The organism is Serratia sp. H402Y (assembly GCF_051172415.1).
GTDB classification, from domain to species: domain Bacteria; phylum Pseudomonadota; class Gammaproteobacteria; order Enterobacterales; family Enterobacteriaceae; genus Serratia; species Serratia ureilytica.
In genome coordinates, this window is the sequence record NZ_JBPIYZ010000002.1 from 318,356 (window position 1) to 337,169 (window position 18,814).

An 18,814-nucleotide genomic window follows, 5' to 3' on the forward strand; every position below is an offset into this window, starting at 1 on the left:
CCTTATTTGCTCAGTAATGTCAGCGCCAACATCCGGCCTGCGGCTTCATCGGCGGCCACCAGCACCGGATAGCCCCAGAATTTGGCGCCGTATTCGGCGAATGCTTCCGCCGCCGCGCGTTTGGCGTCGTCCGGTTCCAGCATGATCATGCCTTTCGCCCACCGCTTCAGCGCCGCGCGGTTATCGCGCTTCCACAGCGCCACCTGAGTGCGGGCGTCGCGATCGTGCTCTTCACCTTCATCGCCGACGCTGCGATCGGTCATCAGGACGAAAGGCTCGGCGCGCGCCAGCAGCGCGCTGAATTCAGCCAGCTCGGCCTGGGTATCGCGCCCGTTTCGGCGCATCCACACCAGCGGAAAATCGGCGGTATCGAGTGACATAATCAGTTTCCTCGCGAAAGGGTTTAGGACTGGCGCTTACTTTATCGGCACCGGCGCTAGACCACATTGCGCAATCAGGACATAATACTTTTCAATTCCGCCAAGTTGAGAATTATTCTCATGAAAGTCCAGATCCCACGCCGCAATATCGATATCGATCAGGTGCCGCGCCCGCTGTTCGCCGTGCAGAGTTCCACCATCGAGCAGGACTGGGAAGTCGAGCCGCATCGTCATCAAAAGGCGCAGCTGATCTATACCGTGCGCGGCATGATCCGCTGCGAAGTGGAAAACGGCCTGTGGCTGGTGCCGCCGCAGTGCGCGCTGTGGATGCCGGGCAACGTGTTGCACAACGCCCAGGGCGCCGGCTCGACCGAGGCTTACTGCCTGTTCGTCGATCAACACGTCGTCGCCGGCTTGCCGCAGAGTTGCTGCACGCTGTCGGTCTCGCCGCTGCTGCGCGAACTGCTGCTGCAGGCCACCACCTTCGAACCGCTCTACGACGAACAGGGCGCCGAAGGGCGCCTGACGGCGGTGTTGCTGGATCAGCTGGTGGCCGCACCGATCGAGAATCTGCATCTGCCGGTATCCGACGACGCGCGCATACGGCAGTTGACCGAAGGCATGCTGAGCTGCCCGGCGGACAAATCCACCCTCGGCCAGTGGGCGCAGCGCATCGGCATGAGCGAGCGCTCCCTCAGCCGCACGCTGCAACAGCAGATGGGCATGAGCTTCGGCCACTGGCGGCGTCAGCTGCATGTGATGCTGGCGCTGCAGCGCTTGACGCAGGGCGAGAGCGTACAGACGGTGGCGCTGGATCTGGGTTACGAGAGCGCCAGCGGCTTCGTCACCATGTTCAGAAAGGCGGTGGGCAAACCGCCGGCGCGCTACCTGGCGGAACGCAACGCCGCCGGGCAATCTCCGGGCGGTGCGATCAGCATGTGAACGGCCGGCGCCCGCGCCGGCCTGGCAAGAGGCGGATCAGAAATCGTAGAACACCGTTATCCAGGTGGAATCCGGCTCGTTGTCGCTGCTGTTGGCCAGCGTGCGCTCCACATACACCGACAGACCGTAGCCGATGGTGGTGCCCGCGCCGAGGTAGACGTGGTTGGCGTGATACGCCTCGTCTCCTTTCAGCCGCAGCGAGTCCGCCGCGACGTAAGGCTGAACGGATTTGAGGAACGGCTTGTCGATATTGAAGGTGTAACCGACGAAGCCTTCCAGCCCGTAGCCGTCGCCGGCGAAGAAGTGCGACAGCGTGCGCTGGCGGGTGCTCGGCACATAGTCTTTGTAATAGCTGGCGGTGCCGACGATGTACCAGTTGTTCGGCTGCCAGGTCAACGCAGTGCCGGACAGCTGCTGGTGATAATCCTTTTCGTTGTACAGATTATCTTTGATCTTCGCGTCGGTATAACTGTAGGCGGCGCTGAAGGTGAAATCCTTCGTCACCTTATAATCGAAGCCCAGCCCGCCACCGCCCTTGCGGCGGTAAATCAGGTTATCCGCGGTGTGCAGATCGTCTTCCGGCAATAAATAGTTGGCGTACAGCGTTACCGGCCCGAAATCATTGGTGTATTTGATGCTGTTTTTCGGTTTATTGCCGCCGTCATAATCGCCGGAAATACCGATGCCGGTGCCGCCCGCGTGGCCGTCGTTATCCCAGACGTCGCTTTTGATGCCGACCACGGAATAATAGATGCCGTACTGGTGGCCATAGGTCAGGGTGCCGTAACGATCGTCCTTGAAACCGGCGTACAGCTGGCGCTGATAGTCGCGTTTGCCGTCCTCATTGTAGTGCCCGTCCCAGCTGAGCGCGTGCGCCAGATCGACGCCCCACTCGTAATAGCCGATGATCGAGGTGTCCTGTGTCAGCGCATAGTCGCCGCTGAAGCGAAAACGCGTGCCGCCGTCGTGACCGTTTTTGTCATAGCCCGGCTCCGGGCCGTTATTGAAGATCCACTCGGGGCGAATGCTGCCGCCCACCTTTAAACTGAGCGGCGCCAGCAACACATTGCTCTGCGGGTTTTTATCCAGAATGGTGATCTCGGCCTGTGCGCCGGCGGATAACGCCGACAGCAAGACGCCGCCAATGAATATTGGCGTTGTATTCTTTCTCATTATTACCCCTGCCCGAAAAAATTATTGTTATAAACACGGTGGTCTTAAGCCACGCGGAAATAATTACCCGATGTCAACAGCGCACGCAAGATATAAAAATTCACGTCATAATCTGCCATTATTTCAGGTTGGGCTTATTTTCAGCAGAAACGTGTTCACCTGTAACACGGAGAAAAATAATGTAATAACCGCAGCACGAAATAAACCAATCCGCATTTTTTACCCAAAATAACCCGGCGTGATTATCTGGGAATAAAGATAGCAAATAACAAATAAATATTATTGCCGCAGGTAAACCGTCACGCGAGGGAATTAATTAAAGGCGGGAAATAACGACGGAGCGCGTTGCGCGCTCCGAGAGAGAATTCACTACTGCGCCAACCAGCCGCCGTCCATGTTCCAGGCGGCGCCGCGCACCTGCGCCGCCGCATCGCTGCACAGGAACAGCGCCAGCTCGCCGAGTTGCTCCGGCGTGACGAACGCTTGCGACGGCTGCTTCTCCGCCAGCAGCTCATCGCGCGCCCGCTGCGGATCGATGCCGGCGGCAATGCGCTTGTCGATCTGCTGTTGCACCAGCGGCGTCAGCACCCAGCCGGGGCAGATGGCGTTGCAGGTCACGGGCGTGCGGGCGGTTTCCAGCGCCAGCGTCTTGGTCAGCCCCACCACGCCGTGCTTGGCCGCCACATAGGCCGACTTGTCTTTCGACGCCACCAGCCCATGCACCGACGCCACGTTGATGATGCGCCCCCAGTTGCGCTCGCGCATGCCCGGCAGCGCCAATCGGCAGGTGTGGAACACCGCCGACAGGTTGATGGCGAGGATCGCGTTCCATTTCTCCACCGGGAACTGATCCAGCGGCGCCACGTGCTGAATGCCGGCGTTGTTCACCAGAATATCCACGCCGCCGAACTCACGCTCGGCATAGTGCATCATGTCCGCTATCTGGGCCGCATCGCCGAGATCGGCGCCGTGATACCCCGGCGCGGCGCCCAGCCGGGCAACCTGCGCTTTCGCCGCTTCCACATCGCCAAAGCCGTTGAGGATCACGCGCACGCCGGCGGCGGCCAGCACGGACGCTATCCCGAGGCCGATGCCGCTGGTCGAGCCGGTCACCAGCGCGGTTTTACCTTGTACACTCATGGTATCGCTCCTTTAAACAATGCCGGTCAGGTAGAACACGCCGATCACGAACAGCACCGCGGCGCTCTTGATCAGGGTGATGGCGAAAATGCCGCCATAGGCCTGCCGGTGGCTAAGGCCGGTGATCGCCAGCAGGGTGATCACCGCGCCGTTGTGCGGCAAGGTGTCCATGCCGCCGCTGGCCATCGAGGCCACCCGGTGCAGCACCTCCAGCGGAATGTGTGCCGCATGGGCGGCGGCCACGAAGTTATCGGCCATCGCCGCCAGCGCGATGCTCATGCCGCCGGAGGCCGACCCGGTGATGCCGGCCAGCAGGGTGACGCTGATCGCTTCGTTCAGCAGCGGATTGGGGATCGCCGACAGCGCCTGCGACAGCACCAAAAAGCCCGGCAGGGCGGCGATCACCGCGCCGAAGCCGTATTCGGAGGCGGTGTTCATCGCCGCCAGAATTGCGCCGCCGACCGCCGTCTTGCTGCCTTCCGCCAAGCGGCCGCGAATATTGCGAAAGCCGAACGCCACCACCAGCAGAATACCCGACACCAGCGCCGCTTCCACCGCCCAAATGGCGGTGATCTTCGCCACATCGGTGGTGATGGGCTTGGCCAGCCCCGGCAGCGTCAGCTCGTGGCTGGCGCCGTACCACTGCGGGATCCAATGGGTGAAGCCAAGGTTGAATACCCCGACCAAAATCAGCGGCAGGATGGCGATCAGCGGGTTCGGCAGGTTGATGTCGTCCGGGGTTTCCGGCTCGTTCAGCAGATCGGTGCCGTACCCCTCCCCCTTCAGCTGCGCCTTGCGCCGCTGGCGTTCAAGATACAGCAAACCGACCGCGATGATGAACAGCGAGCCGATCAGCCCCAGCCAAGGCGCGGCCCAGGCGTTGGTGCCGAAGAAGCTGGTCGGGATGATGTTTTGGATCTGCGGCGTGCCGGGCAAGGCGTCCATGGTGAAGGAAAAGGCGCCGAGCGCCACGGTGGCCGGGATCAGCCGCTTGGGGATGCCGCTCTGGCGGAACAGCTCGGCGGCGAACGGATAAACCGCGAACGCCACCACGAACAGCGACACCCCGCCGTAGGTCAACAGCGCGCACACCAGCACGATCACCGGAATGGCGTGGCGTCGGCCGAGAATGCGGATCGCCGCCGCGACGATCGAACGGGAGAAGCCGGACAGCTCGATCAGCTTGCCGAACACCGCCCCCAGCAGGAACACCGGGAAGTAGAGCTTCACGAAGCCAACCATCTTCTCCATAAACAGCCCGGTGAAGGTCGGCGCCACCGCGCCGGGGTCGGTCAACAGCACCGCGCCCAGCGCGGCGATCGTGGCGAACAAAATCACGCTGTAGCCGCGGTAGGCGGCCAGCATCAGTAATCCCAGTGCTGCCAGGGCAATCAAAACGCTCATCAGGCACCTCGCTATCGTTGTTATTGTCAGGTACGGCGTGCGAAATTACGGTTTCAGCGCAAAGCGCAGCTGATGCGCCCGTCGCCGTTGGATGCGTTCCCTGCGCGCTTCATCCCAAAGATAAAATCCCCGGCCGCTGCGCTGGCCGGTATCGCCGCGCTGCAGCCGCTGTTCCACCAGCGCCATCATCTCGTCGCCGGTCGCCAGTTCCGGGAACAGGTGGCGGGCGATGTCCGCCACCGTCGGGAGCCCGGTCATGTCGGCGGCCTCCAGCGGGCCGACCATGGCGTAGCGCCGCCCCAGCGAGGCGCGCATCACCTGATCCACCACCTCGGCGCTGGCGATGCCGCTGTGGACGATGTGCAGCGCCTCACGCAGCACCGCAAACTGCAGCCGGTTGCCGACAAACCCCGGCGCGGCGCGTTCCAGCAGCACCGCCTCCAGCGCCATCTCGCCGAGCAGCGCCTGCACCGCCGCCAGATGGCGCGGCTCGGTGGCGCTGCCGGGCACGATCTCCACCAGCGGGATCAGGTGCGGCGGGTGCCAAAAGTGGGCGATCAGCAGCCGCTGCGGATGGGTCATGCGCGCCGCCAGCTCGTCCGGCGGCAAGCCGCTGGTGTTGCTGGCAATCACCGCGTCGTCAGCGATCAGCCCTTCCAACTGCTCATACAGCGCGTGCTTCAGCTCGAGCCGTTCCGGGATCGCCTCGATAAGCAGCCGGGCGCGCGCTACCGCGTTCAGATCGCCGGTCACGCGCAGCCGCGCCAGCGCCGCTTCGCGTTCGCCGCGATCAAACTGCCCGACGTCGCTCAGCTCGGCCAGAATACCGCTCGCCACTGCCGGCGCTTCCGCCCGGCGCTGCGGATCCGGTTCATACAGCAGCACCTCATGGCCGTGGCGAATAAAGTGGGTGGCGATGCCCACCCCCATCAACCCGGCGCCCAGTACCGCATAGTCAGATGACTGCATCGTGCCCTCCTCGGTTGTTTACGGGCGCTCTACCGCCAGCGCCACGCCCTGCCCGCCGCCGATGCACAGCATCGCCAGCCCCTTGTTCACCTCGCGGCGCTGCATTTCGTACAGCAGCGACACCAAAATGCGGCAGCCGGACGCGCCGATCGGATGCCCCAGCGCGATTGCTCCGCCGTTGACGTTCACCCGCTCCGCCTCCCAGCCCAGTTCTTTGCCCACCGCCAGCGCCTGCGCGGCGAAGGCTTCGTTGGCTTCGATCAGATCGACCTCCTCCAGCCGCCAACCGGCTTTTTCCAGGCAGCGGCGCGCGGCCGGCGCCGGGCCGATGCCCATGATCGCCGGATCGACGCCCGACGAGGCGTAACCGGCGATGCGCGCCAGCACCGGCAAACGCAGCGCGGCGGCTTTTTCCGCGCTCATCAGCAGCACCACGGCGGCGCCGTCGTTGAGCGACGAGGCGTTGCCGGCGGTCACCGTGCCCTCTTTGCGAAACGCCGGGCGCAGCCGCGCCAGCGCCTCCAGGCTGGTGTCGCGCGGCTGTTCGTCGCGCTCTACCCGCAGCGCTTCGCCCTTCGGCTGCGGCACCGTCACCGGCGTGATCTCCTGCGCGAAACGCCCGGCCTGCTGCGCCGCCTGCGCCTTCTGCTGCGAGCGCAGCGCGAACCTGTCTTGTTCTTCTCTGCTGATGGCGTATTTCTCCGCCAGGTTCTCGGCGGTGATGCCCATGTGGTAGTCGTTGAACGCGTCCCACAGGCCATCGTGGATCACGCTGTCCACCATCTGCGCGTGACCGAGGCGCAGACCGGCGCGCGCGCCGGCCATCAGGTAAGGCGACCGGCTCATGCTCTCCTGGCCGCCGGCGATCACCGCGTCGGCGTCACCGCTGCGGATCGCCTGCACCGCCAGATGCACCGCCTTCAAACCGGAGCCGCACACCTTGTTGATGGTCAGCGCCGGCGTCGTAAACGGCAGCCCGGCGTTCAGCGTGGTCTGGCGCGCCGGATTCTGCCCGCAGCCGGCGGTCAGCACCTGGCCGAGGATCACTTCATCGATCTGCTGCGGCGCCACGCCGCTTTGCGCCAGCAGCCCCTGCACCGCCGCCGTGCCCAGTTCCACCGCCGTCAGCGGCGCCAGCGCGCCATGAAAACTGCCGACCGGCGTGCGCGTCGCCGCCACGATCACCACTTCACGTTGTTGCACATTCACCTCCCGTTTCAGAAACGCATTTCCGGCACATGCTCCGGCACGATCAGCCGGCCGGCGGTTTTGGCGACAATCTCCGCCACGCTGACGCCCGGCGCGCGTTCGCGCAGCACGAAAGCGCCGTCTTCAATTTCCAGATAGGCCAGATCGGTCAATACCTTGCGGATGCAGTTGGCGCCGGTCAGCGGCAGCGTGCAGCGCGGCAGCAGCTTGGACTCGCCGCCCTTCGCTGCGTGGGTCATCACCACGATGATGTTCTCCGCCCCCGCCACCAGATCCATCGCGCCGCCCATGCCCTTGACCATCTTGCCGGGGATCATCCACGAGGCGATGTTGCCCTCGACGTCCACTTCAAACGCCCCCAGCACGGTCAGATCGACATGGCCGCCGCGGATCATGGCGAACGACTGCGCCGAATCGAAGATCGACGCGCCGAGGCGCGCGGTGACCGTCTGCTTGCCGGCGTTGATCATGTCGGCGTCCAGCTGTTGCTCGGTCGGGAACTCGCCCATCCCCAGCAGGCCGTTTTCCGACTGCAGCATCACGTCCATGCCCGCCGGCACGTAGTTGGCCACCAACGTCGGGATGCCGATGCCCAGATTGACGTAGTAACCGTCCCTCAGCTCTTGCGCCACGCGCTGCGCCATTTGTTCACGGGTAAGCATGCGAATTCTCCTTATGCCCGCAGGGTGCGTTGTTCGATACGCTTTTCGAAGGTGCCCTGGATCAGCCGATCGACATAGATGCCGGGGGTGTGGATCGCCGCCGGATCCAGCTCGCCCGGCGCGACGATCTCTTCCACTTCCACCACCGTGATGCGCCCGGCGGTCGCCATCAGCGGATTGAAGTTCTGCGCGGTGTGGCGGTAGATGACGTTGCCGAAGTGATCGGCCTTCCAGCCTTTCACGATGGCGAAATCGCCGGTGATGGCGGTTTCCATGATGTAGGGGCGGCCGTTGAACTCGCGCACCTCTTTGCCTTCGGCGATCGGCGTGCCGTAACCGGTGGCGGTGAAGAATGCCGGGATGCCGGCGCCGCCGGCGCGGATCTTCTCCGCCAGCGTGCCCTGCGGCGTGAGATCCACCTCCAGCTCGCCGCTGAGCGCCTGCTGTTCGAACAGCGCGTTTTCACCGACGTAAGATCCCACCACCTTGCGGATCTGATGGGTTTCCAGCAGCCGCCCGAGGCCGAACCCGTCGACGCCGCAGTTGTTGGAAACCACCGTCAACCCGCGCACGCCGCGCCGGCGGATCTCTTCGATCAGATTCTCCGGGATGCCGCACAGGCCAAAGCCGCCCGCCAGCACCGTCATGTTGTCCGTCAGGCCTGCCAGCGCTTCCTGGTAGCTGCCGACGCGTTTGTCGAGCCCTGCCATATCGTTGCCCCTGCATGTTCGGCGCAGGGCGAAATGCCCTGGCTTGCGTGAGGGCATCTTCAGGTCACAAAAATGATTTGTTAATTTTGTTTTTATGCCGCATTCATTTAGAATTTTTATTAATCACTCGTTAACCGACAATTAACAAAGAGTTAATACCAACCAAAATGAAAATGAGCATCAAACAGTTACGCGCGTTTTTAGCGGTAGCTCACACTCTGAATTTCGCCCAGGCCAGCGAGCGGCTGAATATTTCTCAGCCGGCGCTCAGCCTGGCGATCCGTGGGCTGGAAGACGCGCTGGGCGGGCCGCTGCTGCTGCGCACCACCCGCCGGGTGACGCTGACGCCGGAAGGAGAAACCTTCTTCCCGATGGCGCGCCAGCTGCTGGCGGATTGGGACAACGCGGAAGAGGCGATGCGTCAGCGCTTCACCCTGCAGATGGGCAAGGTGGCGATCGCCGCCATGCCGTCGTTCGCCGGCAACCCGCTGCCGCCGATCCTTAAGGCGTTTCGCGATCGCTATGCCGGCATCAACGTGGCGGTGCACGACGTCATCAACGAACAGGTGTTTGAAATGATCCGCGAAGGCCGGGTAGAGATGGGCATCGCCTTCGAGCCGGAGCCGAGCGACACCCTGCACTTCACCCCGCTGTGCCGCGATCGCTTTCTGGCGGTGGTGCCGAAGGATTCGGCGCTGGCGCGCAAGGCGCAGGTGAGCTGGAAGGAGCTGCTGACGCTGGATTTCATCACCCTGCAGCGGCCATCGGCGGTGCGGCTGCTGCTGGAGCAGGAACTGGCCCGCAGCGGGCGAACGCTGGAGGTGGCGTTTGAGAGCCACCAGCTGGTGACGGTCGGGCGCATGGTGGCCAACGGCCTCGGCGCCAGCGCGGTGCCGGCGCTGTGCGAGCAACAGATGGATGAGCTGGGGGCGGTCTGCGTGCCGCTGATCGGCCCGATTATCGAACGGCGCGTGGGCCTGATCCGCCTGGCGCAGCACCAACTCTCTTCCGCCGCGCAGGCGCTGGCGACGGTAATCGAACGGGAGATGGCGGGGAGTGGCGGGCAGCCTGCGCTTAAACCGTAAACCCGACGTGCTTGCCGCCCGGCAGTTCAATGTCCAGGCGCAGCGTGCCGCCCATCGCTTCCACGTAGCCACCAACTACAGCGGCATTAAAACGTTATGAATGGGTATTGCGAGCTTTCCTGAACAATCCAAAGAACCGGAACACCTTGCTATGACAAAACTTTATCTCTCTTTACTGTGCGCACTGCTACTGAACGGCTGCCAATCCACTCAGCCCTGGTACCATCCGTTGGATGTCTCGCTCAAAGACAACCAACCTTGCTTTGCCGTGCCTATCAACAGCGTTCGCAGCGGTGACAGCCTGCAAAACCGGGGGGTGATCGTCTCACGACAGGAACAACAGCAATGGCATATCGTCTGGGCCTCACCAGAAGTCACTCCGTTGCCCGACCTGAAACCGGGACAATGCGCCACTTATCCGCAGGTAAACTGGGCTGCGGGAGAATACTCGGTCTTGCTCGGCGTCTCGATGAATAACGACACGGAAAGGCGTAAATACATGAAAGAATTCAACTTAATAATTAATCCCAAGGGAGAAATACAGCTACAGTAAGGAGACTGGGATTATTTATTCCCCCTCCACCGCCTGCACCGCCGCCTTCTGCGTGGCGCGCTGATATAAGCACAGCTCCCTGCCCGGCTGGTTTTTCATAAACGGCTGCGGGTAGCGCCCACCGATAAACAGCGCCGAATAGCCGACGTCATCACCGTAGTGAATAATCTCCCCTTCCACCCTGGCGTTTTTTAGCCCGCTGGCTTTCAGGCAGGCGGCGCGCATCGCCCGTTCGCTCTCGGCCCACGCCTGTGGGGAAGACGCGGTGGCGTGGAACGCGGCCAGCGCGGCGATAAGCAACCCTATTCTCTTCATCGTTATCTCTCCTTCTACGGCCCGTCTCGCCAGTATAGACCGTGCCGCCCCGGCCAACCCGCCGCGCTCTTTACGGCATTTTTATTCCGCGCCCCGTTAACGTTACGGCGTTTTTACAGACAGTTTTTGCCGCCGCAGATACCCTTTCCACATCGCCGCTATGGCCTCACAAGAGAGTTGTCTCATGCGTTTATCCCTGCCTCTGGCCGTGACCGGTCTTCGTTCTGGAGCGCGCCATGCATTCTAATATTATCGGGTTCAATCCTCTGCTGGCAGAGCTGCCCGCATCGCCGACGCGCACCTTCCGCAAAGAGCTGGAACACTACCTGCAGCGCTATCCGGATACCGAACAGCTGGATATTTATCTGCACGATCTGAACGGCCAGCTGCGCGGCAAGCGCCTGCCGATCGCCGAAGCCTTTGGCCTGGAAAAAGGCTGCTACTTCCCGCTGTCGATCTACGCCCTGGATCTGCACGGCCGGGTGATTGAAGAAAGCGGGCTGGGGCAACGGGCGGGCGAGCCGGATCGGCTGTGCCTGCCGGTGCCCGGCACGCTGCGCCCCTGCGCGCGCGATCCCGAACGCCACGCCCAGCTGCTGCTGACGATGCAAAACGCCGACGGCGACGCCTGCGAGCTGGAGCCGCGTGTGGTGCTGCAACGGGTGCTGAAGCGCCTGCACGAACGCAACTGCTTCCCGGTGGTGGCGGCCGAACTGGAGTTCTACCTGCAGGATCCGCAGCGCCCCGCCGAGGCGGAAGCCTGCCCGACGCAGAGCTTCGCGGTGGATGCGCCCGAGCGCCACCATGCGCTGCTGAGCGACATCGAACGGCACGCGCGGCTGCAAAGCCTGCCGCTGACCGGCGTGGTGGCCGAAGCCGCTTCCGGCCAGTACGAGCTGAACCTGCATCACAGCCGGCGCGTGCTGGAAGCCTGCGACCAGATCATGGCGCTGAAGCGCCTGACGCGGCAGATTGCCGAGCAACATCACCAGCACGCCTGCTTTATGGCCAAGCCCTGCGCCCATGCCGCCGGCAGCGGGCTGCATTTTCACATCAGCCTGCAGAACGAGCACGGCGAGAACCTGCTGACCGGCGCGCCGGGCGAACTGAGCGACAACATGCAGCAGGCGATGGCGGGCATGCTGGCGCTGATGCCGGCGTCGATGGCGATCCTGGCGCCCAACATCAACGCCTTTCGCCGCTTCCGCCCCGGCATGCACGTGCCGCTGCGCGCCTCCTGGGGCCACAACAATCGCACGGTGGCGCTGCGCCTGCCCTGCGCCGACAGCGCCAACCAGCGCATCGAATACCGCCTGGCCGGCGCCGACGCCAACCCCTATCTGGCGCTGGCGGTAATGCTCGGCGGCCTGCTGCACGGGCTGGAACACCCGCTGCCGCTGCCGCCCGCCGCCAACGGCTGCGAGAGCGACAACGCCGCGCCCTTGCCGCTCGGCCAGCAGGAGGCGCTGGCGCTGTTCCGCCACAGCGATCCGCTGCGCGAACTGCTCGGCCCGGCGTTCTGCACCCTGTGGCTCACCTGCAAAAGCGCCGAACTGCGCCGCTTCGAGGAACAGGTCACCGCCGCCGAACTCGGCTGGATGCTGTAACCGCCCACTGATTCGTTAACTTAAGGATAATCATGAATATGCAACCGCAACGGGCGCCCGCACAGCCGCTGCTCTGCTGGCGCAAAGGCGTTTTTCATATCAGCACCGACCGGCAGTTGTTGGATATCGACGCGATCCAGCGTTTTCTCAGCCTGCAGGATCGGGCGGCGGCGGAGCGCCTGGCGCGCCACGGCCTGTGCTTTGGCCTGTATCGCAAACGCCACCAGCTCGGCTTCGCCCGCATGGTGACCGATTACGCCACCTTCGCCTCGGTGAGCGAACTGTTCGTCAGCGCCGAATACCGCGGCGTCGGGCTGGGAAGCTGGCTGGCGCGCTGCTGCCTGGCGCATCCCGCGTTGCGCGGCCTGCGCGTCACGCTGCCCGCGCTGCAAGCGCCCTGGCGCGCCGACTGCGCGGCGCACGCCCCGCGCGCCCTTCACTGATAAGGAGACCCCCATGTCTCGTTTGGTGCTGATTTCCAACAAGCAGTGCGACGGCAAGGATCTGGCCTGCGCCGGCCGGACGCTGGCGGCCGACGCCGAACCGGGGCTGTGGCTCGGCTGGAACGGCGACGTACAGAATTTCGCGCAGCGCCCGATCCACTGCCGTCAAGACGCCGGTTACGATCAGGTGACCTTCCCGCTGTCGATCGAAGAGTTCCGCCGCCACTATCAGGGCTACTACCACGACGGCCTGTGGCCGGTGTTCCACAACCAGCCGGAGAAGGCGCACTTCACGCCGGAAAACTACCGCGCCTACCGGCAGCTGAATCGCCGTTTCGCCGATATCGCCTGCGAACACCTGTGCCCGGGCGACATCGTCTGCATCGACGATTACCAACTGCTGCCCTGCGCCCAGGCGCTGAAGGAACAGGGGCTGCTGAACGACTGCGCGTTCTTTTTCCATCTGCCGTTCCCGTCGGCGGCGCTGCTGCGGCGCATCCCGGAATATCGCCAGCTGATCGCTTCGCTGCTGTTCTACGATCTGATCGGCTTTACCACCACCGACGATCGCAACGCCTTTCTCAACTGCCTGGCGGCCGAGTTTCCGCTGGAGATGCTGCCCGACGACCAGATCCAGGCCAACGGGCATCTCTTCGCCACCGGCATTTTCCCCGCCGGCATCAACGGCAGGCAGGTTTATTAATGTTACGGCGCGCGGTATTCAGGCGCGCCGTTTTATTTCGCCGCGATTTATTTTCACCGCATTTACCGCCATCAAAATAGGTTATTTTATTTTCTGAATATAGCGATTAAAAAATGAATATTCATCCTGTTACATATCAACCGTAAAAACCGCGCGCCGCCAATTGCTTTTTATTAGCAAAACACATTACCCTCTCCGTGCCATATTTAAACCGAGGAGGGCCCTATGGGCGATGAAAGTTTTAGTTTTACGCTAATGCTATTGGGCACCTTTCAGTAATGCCATCCACGTTGCATTCTGAAAGATACGGAATGCGGCAACCGCTCCCCTTCTGACGGCCTTTCCCGCTCTGCCTGCCCGCCCATCGCCTCGCTGCGAAAATAACGTTTGTCTCAACCGCTGTGGCGGTATTTATCTGATGTCGCCGGGCCTATTACCCGAGCGCCGACGGATTTCTTATGGGAAAAATAAGGTATTGCGTTATGCAAAATAACCGGGGTACATCTGTTTTCAGAAAGTCTTATTTAAATGACTTTATCGTTATCGCCATCGGCGTTTTCTTCATTGCCTTTTTTATTCGCGCGTGGGGCGACATGCACGGCGACTTCAATGAACAAAACGTCTCTGCCATTAGTCTCGATGCCTGGAACCTGCTTTATTATTCGCTCAGAACCAGCATGCGTTTTCTCCTCGGCATGGCCTGGTCGCTGCTGTTTTCTGTGGTGTTCGCCGTGCTGGCCGCGCGCTATGCGCCGCTGCGCCGGGTGATCTTGCCCTTCGTCAACTTTATGGAGTCGGTGCCGCTGGTGGGGTTCCTGACCTTCACGACCGTGTACTTTCTCAACCTCTACCCACACAGCGTGATGGGGCTGGAGTGCACCGCCATCTTCGCGGTGTTTACCGGCCAGGCCTGGAACATGATGCTGACGCTGTATCAGACGCTGCGCATCGTGCCCAAGGAGCTGGACGAAGCCGCCCGCAGCTTCAATTACAACCCGTGGCAACGCTTCTGGCGGCTGGAATTCATCTATTCGGTGCCGGGCCTGCTGTGGAACGCCATGGTGTCGCAATCCGCCGCCTGGTTCGCCCTGGTGGCCTCCGAAGCCATTCCGGTCGGCGATCGCTCGGTCGAACTGCCCGGCGTCGGCTCCTATATCGCCGAAGCGCTGGCGCAGCAGAACGTGCCGGCGATCCTGTATGCGATCGTCGCGCTGGCCGCCAACATCGTGCTGCTCGATCAGCTGGTTTTCCGCCCGCTGGTGCGTTACACCGCCCGCTTCAAATACGAAGACGTTACCGCCAATCGGGCGCTCGGCAATCCGTGGTTCTACAACAGTCTGGCCTTTTCGCACGTCGGCGCGGCGCTCGGCCGCACGCTGCGCGCGCTGGCTGATCTGTGGCTGTTCAAGCTGCCGCGGCTGTGGTACGCCCTCGGCCTGCACCGCCTGTTTCGCCTCGCCGCCAAAGGCAATTGGCTGTGGCGCAGCCTGTGGTATCTCGGCGTGGTGCTGGCCTGCGTCTGGTTCGGTTACCGGCTGTGGGAATACTTCCCCAAACAGTACTTCGCCATGCTGCCGGAGTGGATGCTGCTCACCACCGCGCGCGTGGCCGCGGCCATGCTGCTCAGCGTGGCGATCTTCACGCCGCTGGGGGTGTGGATCGGCCTGAATCCGCGCCTGGTGAAGATCTTCCAGCCGATCATCCAGATCCTGGCGGCCATTCCGCCCAACATTTTCTACCCGCTGATCGCCGCCTTCATCGCCATTTATCATCAGGATCTCGGCTGGTGGGCCATTCCGATGATCATGCTGGGCACCCAGTGGTACGTGTTGTTCAACGTGATCGCCGGCGTTTCCGCCATTCCGACGCAGATCACCGAGGTCAGCGAAACCTTCGGGCTGCGCCGTTTCCGCTGGTGGCGCTACTACATGCTGCCGGCGATCTTCCCCTACATCGTGACCGGCATCATCTCCGCCGCCGGCGGCGCCTGGAACAGCGCCATCGCCGCCGAAGTGATCCAGTGGGGCAGCACCACCCTCAGCGCCACCGGGCTGGGCGCGTTCATTTCCGTCGTCACCGACGCCGGCAAGAACCCGGAGTCCGCACTGGGCTGCGCCGCGATGTGCGCGCTGGTGGCGCTGTGCATCATCTTCGTCTGGCAACCGCTGTATCGCATCGCGGAAACCAAATTCAAATATGACTGATCAAGGGGGAACAACATGCTGACTCAAGACGTGATTATCAGCGCCCGTCGGTTGAACAAGACGTTTATCGGCGAAAACAAGCGCCCCACCCCCGTGCTGCGCGACGTGTCGCTGACCGTGCACGCCGGCGAGTTCGTCACCATTCTGGGGCAATCCGGTTCGGGTAAGTCCACGCTGCTGCGCATGCTGGCCGGGCTGATCCCGCCGGACAGCGGCACGCTCACCCTGGCGGGCAAACCGGTCTGCGGCCCGAGCGCCAACGCCGGCATGGTGTTTCAATCCTACGCGCTCTACCCCTGGCTGACGGTGTACGACAACATCGCCTTCGGCCTGCTGGCGCAAAAGCTGCCGCCGCAGACGATCGCCGAGCGGCTGGAGGCGCTGCTGCGCCTGGTGGGGCTGAGCGGCTATGAGCACGCCTGGCCGCGCGAGCTGTCGGGCGGCATGCGCCAACGGGTGGGCTTCGCCCGGGCGTTGGCGGTAGAGCCCGATGTCTTGCTGCTGGACGAGCCCTTCTCCGCCCTCGATATCTTTACCGCGCAAAAACTGCGCAGCGATCTGCTGGCGCTGTGGGGAGACAACCGGCTGCGCACGCGCGCCATGGTGATGGTGACGCACGACGTCGAAGAGGCGGTGCTGATGTCCGATCGGGTGCTGATCCTGGACGCGACCAGCAAACGGATCGATGACGAATTCAGCATCAATATTCCCCGCGCGGCGCGCAACCGGGACAGCCTGCGGCACCTCACCGATCGGATCCGCAGCTGCCTGTACAAAAAAATCGCGCGGGCGCAACCGGCCGGATAAGGCCGCATTTCGTTAACTCAGGGTAGTGAAATGAAACATAAAAGCTTACTGATGGCGCTGGTCATCCTGATGCCGGCGGCCGCCGCCGGGGCAGAAATCGTCAATAAAGACGGCAATAAACTGGATCTGTACGGTCAACTGAACGGGGTGCATTACTTCAGCAGCGATGCCGACAATAACGGCGATCGCTCCTACACCCGTTTCGGTTTCAAAGGCGAGACGCAGATCGCCGACGGGCTGACAGGGTATGGCCAATGGGAATATCAGGCGGGGCTCGATCAGCCGGAAAGCGCCGGGCCGGGCAATAGCTATACCCGGCTGGGCTTCGCCGGGCTGGCGTTCGGCCGCTGGGGCAGCCTGGACTACGGCCGCAACTACGGCCTGCTGTATGACGTGGCCGGCTGGACGGACGTGCTGCCCGAATTCGGCAACGACAGCTACGAAGCGGCCGACAACTTTATGACCGGCCGCGCCAACGGCCTGCTGACCTACCACAACCGCAGCCTGGGCGGGCTGTTGGACGGTCTGGATCTCGGCCTGCAATATCAGGGGAAGAATCGGGGGGACGACGCTCTGCGGGCGAAGGATATTCAGACGCAAAACGGCGATGGCTACGCCTTTTCCGCCACCTACGACACCGGCGCAGGGCTAAACTTTGGCGCCGCCTACGCCAACTCTGCGCGCACCCTGGCGCAGCAGCGCTTCGGCCTGGCTGACGGCGATCGCGCCCGGGCCTGGACGCTGGGGCTGAAATACGATCTGGACAACCTCTACCTGGCGGCCAGCTATGCGCGCACCGAAAACATGACCTATGTCGACGGCGATCGCTACGCCGGCTTCGCCCCCCGCGCGGACGCCGTCGAGGCGGTCGCGCAGTATCACTTCGATTCCGGCGTCACGCCCTCGGTGGCCTACCTGCAAACGCGCGGCCGTAACCTGCCCGGCATCGGCGACGCCGATCTGGTCAAATACCTGGATCTGGCGCTGAACTACAGCTTCAACGCCAATATGTCGACCTACGTGGAGTACAAGCTCAACCTGCTGCAACGGCAGAACGCCGTCGGCGCCGGCGCCGACGACATTGTCGAAACCGGCATCATGTATCAGTTCTGACCCGATACCGGCCGCAGCGCGCGCTGCGGCCGGTTCATTATTTGTCTTGCGTCCGCCCTGTTATTCTCTCGTTTAATTCAGGTTTATATTTCCATAAAATAGCGCCTATATTCATTCTCATGATTTTCGTTGACGCCCCGTTTAATAAATAAAGAAAAACTTTCCCGCATTCATATTAAATTACATTTTGCCGCGATAATTCCGCCTAACCACATTGAATCACAGGCAATATCACGCGTATTATGGCCACACGAAAAATAACGGGGAAATGATATGGACGGCGACAGTTGGTTGTTTATTTTATTGTTGGAATCGCTGAGGTCACAGGAGCAATAGCCATCCCATTGCATCCTGAAAGTGTCAGGATATGCGTCAGTTACCACATCCCTTCGCTTTACCCCTTCAGCGCATGGCCTACGCGCACGCCGCTCCGGCTAATCCTTCCAGCATACGCTTATTAACAGTCCGATAACGCTCAGGCTTATTTGCGCTCGCATTTATTTTACCCCTGCGCGGCGATAACTATCGGCCATTTTTCCATGCTCATATTTTTAATTGAGTGGAGAAACATCATGATGGTAAAAAAAACCACGCTGCTGACGGTTAATAACGTCAGCAAAAGCGTTCAGCCTACCGGTAAAGAAAAACGCCTGGTGCTGAATGAAATCAACCTGCGCCTCTACGATAACGAGGTCGTCAGCATTTTGGGGCAGTCCGGCTCGGGCAAATCCACCCTGCTGCGCATACTTTCCGGCCTGATCGCACCGGATCTGGGCACCGTGATGCTGGGGGATAAAAAAGTCTCGGGGCCGAATCCGCAGATCAACATGGTGTTCCAGACCTTCGCCATTTTCCCGTGGCTGAACGTCTACCAAAATATCGCCTTCGGGCTGCAGGCGCAGGATCTGCCGCCGCAGGTGGTCGAAACCCAGACGCTGAAAATGCTCGATCTGGTCGGGCTCGCGCCCTACCGCGACGCCTACCCGCGCGAGCTTTCCGGCGGCATGCGCCAACGAGTCGGCTTTGCGCGCGCGCTGGCGGTAGAACCGATGCTGCTGTTGCTGGACGAGCCGTTTTCCGCGCTGGACGTCTATACCGGCGAACACCTGCGCAGCGATCTGCTGCGCATCTGGAGCACGCGCCAGATCAAAACCCGCTCCATCGTGCTGGTGACCCACAGCGTAGAGGAAGCGGTGATGATGTCTGATCGCATCCTCCTGCTGGGCGCCGGCACCCTCGACGGCTGCTATCACATCGCGCAGCGCCGCGAGACGCGCACCCGCGAGGGGATGCAGCCGCTGACGGACAAAATCAGCGAGACGCTCAGCCGGCAGATCGCCGCCGCGCACTGAGCGCCACCCTGGCCTGGCGGGACGGATCCCGCCAACTTAACTA

General features: G+C 62.3%; 19 protein-coding genes. 10 read left to right on the plus strand and 9 right to left on the minus strand.

Features of this window, described 5'->3' with window-relative positions; genetic code table 11:
- Positions 1-2: 2 nt before the first annotated feature.
- A complete protein-coding gene (locus ACSBQS_RS15470; protein WP_103101794.1) occupies positions 3-380 on the minus strand; it encodes a hypothetical protein in 378 nt (125 codons plus the stop codon).
- Between the two features lie 120 nt (positions 381-500).
- On the opposite strand from ACSBQS_RS15470, the gene ACSBQS_RS15475 reads away from it, so the two are divergent.
- On the plus strand, positions 501-1,322 hold the full coding sequence (locus ACSBQS_RS15475; protein ID WP_046688172.1) for an AraC family transcriptional regulator: 822 nt from the start codon (positions 501-503) through the stop codon (positions 1,320-1,322).
- A 36-nt stretch (positions 1,323-1,358) separates the two neighbouring features.
- On the opposite strand, the gene ACSBQS_RS15480 is transcribed toward ACSBQS_RS15475, so the two are convergent.
- The 7 genes from ACSBQS_RS15480 to ACSBQS_RS15510 form a co-directional block, all read right to left on the minus strand.
- Positions 1,359-2,495: a porin gene (locus ACSBQS_RS15480; protein ID WP_046688171.1), complete on the minus strand. Its 1,137-nt coding sequence runs from the start codon at positions 2,493-2,495 to the stop codon at positions 1,359-1,361.
- 369 nt (positions 2,496-2,864) lie between these two features.
- A complete protein-coding gene (locus ACSBQS_RS15485) occupies positions 2,865-3,635 on the minus strand; it encodes a 3-hydroxybutyrate dehydrogenase (RefSeq protein WP_047025151.1) in 771 nt (256 codons plus the stop codon).
- 12 nt (positions 3,636-3,647) lie between these two features.
- Entirely contained in the window at positions 3,648-5,042 is a 1,395-nt protein-coding gene (locus ACSBQS_RS15490) for a GntP family permease (protein WP_434991233.1), read from the minus strand.
- Positions 5,043-5,084: 42 nt separating this feature from the next.
- A complete protein-coding gene (locus ACSBQS_RS15495) occupies positions 5,085-6,008 on the minus strand; it encodes a 3-hydroxyacyl-CoA dehydrogenase family protein (RefSeq protein WP_342163765.1) in 924 nt (307 codons plus the stop codon).
- An 18-nt stretch (positions 6,009-6,026) separates the two neighbouring features.
- Positions 6,027-7,211 carry an acetyl-CoA C-acetyltransferase gene (locus tag ACSBQS_RS15500; RefSeq protein WP_197666618.1) on the minus strand — a complete coding sequence of 395 codons (1,185 nt, stop codon included), beginning with the start codon at positions 7,209-7,211 and terminating at the stop codon, positions 6,027-6,029.
- Positions 7,212-7,225: 14 nt separating this feature from the next.
- Positions 7,226-7,879: a CoA transferase subunit B gene (locus tag ACSBQS_RS15505; protein ID WP_046688166.1), complete on the minus strand. Its 654-nt coding sequence runs from the start codon at positions 7,877-7,879 to the stop codon at positions 7,226-7,228.
- An 11-nt stretch (positions 7,880-7,890) separates the two neighbouring features.
- The gene (locus ACSBQS_RS15510) at positions 7,891-8,589 is read right to left on the minus strand and encodes a CoA transferase subunit A (RefSeq protein WP_004933280.1); all 699 of its coding nucleotides are present in this window, start codon (positions 8,587-8,589) and stop codon (positions 7,891-7,893) included.
- Between the two features lie 167 nt (positions 8,590-8,756).
- On the opposite strand from ACSBQS_RS15510, the gene ACSBQS_RS15515 reads away from it, so the two are divergent.
- Together ACSBQS_RS15515 and ACSBQS_RS15520 are read left to right on the plus strand one after the other, a co-directional pair.
- The gene (locus ACSBQS_RS15515; RefSeq protein WP_047572821.1) at positions 8,757-9,674 is read left to right on the plus strand and encodes a LysR family transcriptional regulator; all 918 of its coding nucleotides are present in this window, start codon (positions 8,757-8,759) and stop codon (positions 9,672-9,674) included.
- Positions 9,675-9,825: 151 nt separating this feature from the next.
- The gene (locus tag ACSBQS_RS15520; protein ID WP_033651398.1) at positions 9,826-10,227 is read left to right on the plus strand and encodes a putative T6SS immunity periplasmic lipoprotein; all 402 of its coding nucleotides are present in this window, start codon (positions 9,826-9,828) and stop codon (positions 10,225-10,227) included.
- Between the two features lie 15 nt (positions 10,228-10,242).
- Here the strand turns inward: ACSBQS_RS15520 and ACSBQS_RS15525 are convergent, their stop codons facing one another.
- Positions 10,243-10,542, minus strand: coding sequence for a hypothetical protein (locus ACSBQS_RS15525; RefSeq protein ID WP_033651399.1), 300 nt, complete (start codon positions 10,540-10,542; stop codon positions 10,243-10,245).
- A gap of 236 nt (positions 10,543-10,778) precedes the next feature.
- Between ACSBQS_RS15525 and ACSBQS_RS15530 the strand changes: the two genes are divergently transcribed.
- The 7 genes from ACSBQS_RS15530 to ACSBQS_RS15560 all read left to right on the plus strand — a co-directional run bounded on the left by ACSBQS_RS15530 (position 10,779) and on the right by ACSBQS_RS15560 (position 18,771).
- Positions 10,779-12,149: a glutamine synthetase family protein gene (locus ACSBQS_RS15530; RefSeq protein WP_122016555.1), complete on the plus strand. Its 1,371-nt coding sequence runs from the start codon at positions 10,779-10,781 to the stop codon at positions 12,147-12,149.
- 32 nt (positions 12,150-12,181) lie between these two features.
- Complete coding sequence (locus ACSBQS_RS15535) at positions 12,182-12,592, plus strand: GNAT family N-acetyltransferase (protein WP_033651400.1); 411 nt, start codon at positions 12,182-12,184, stop codon at positions 12,590-12,592.
- Between the two features lie 13 nt (positions 12,593-12,605).
- A complete protein-coding gene (locus tag ACSBQS_RS15540; RefSeq protein WP_197666619.1) occupies positions 12,606-13,295 on the plus strand; it encodes a trehalose-6-phosphate synthase in 690 nt (229 codons plus the stop codon).
- Between the two features lie 482 nt (positions 13,296-13,777).
- Positions 13,778-15,499, plus strand: a complete 1,722-nt coding sequence (locus tag ACSBQS_RS15545) for an ABC transporter permease (protein ID WP_033641724.1) — start codon at positions 13,778-13,780, stop codon at positions 15,497-15,499.
- A gap of 15 nt (positions 15,500-15,514) precedes the next feature.
- The gene (locus ACSBQS_RS15550; RefSeq protein ID WP_033651402.1) at positions 15,515-16,306 is read left to right on the plus strand and encodes an ABC transporter ATP-binding protein; all 792 of its coding nucleotides are present in this window, start codon (positions 15,515-15,517) and stop codon (positions 16,304-16,306) included.
- Between the two features lie 30 nt (positions 16,307-16,336).
- Positions 16,337-17,419, plus strand: a complete 1,083-nt coding sequence (locus ACSBQS_RS15555; RefSeq protein ID WP_047025145.1) for a porin — start codon at positions 16,337-16,339, stop codon at positions 17,417-17,419.
- 572 nt (positions 17,420-17,991) lie between these two features.
- Complete coding sequence (locus ACSBQS_RS15560; RefSeq protein WP_033641721.1) at positions 17,992-18,771, plus strand: ABC transporter ATP-binding protein; 780 nt, start codon at positions 17,992-17,994, stop codon at positions 18,769-18,771.
- The last annotated feature ends 43 nt before the right edge of the window (positions 18,772-18,814 follow it).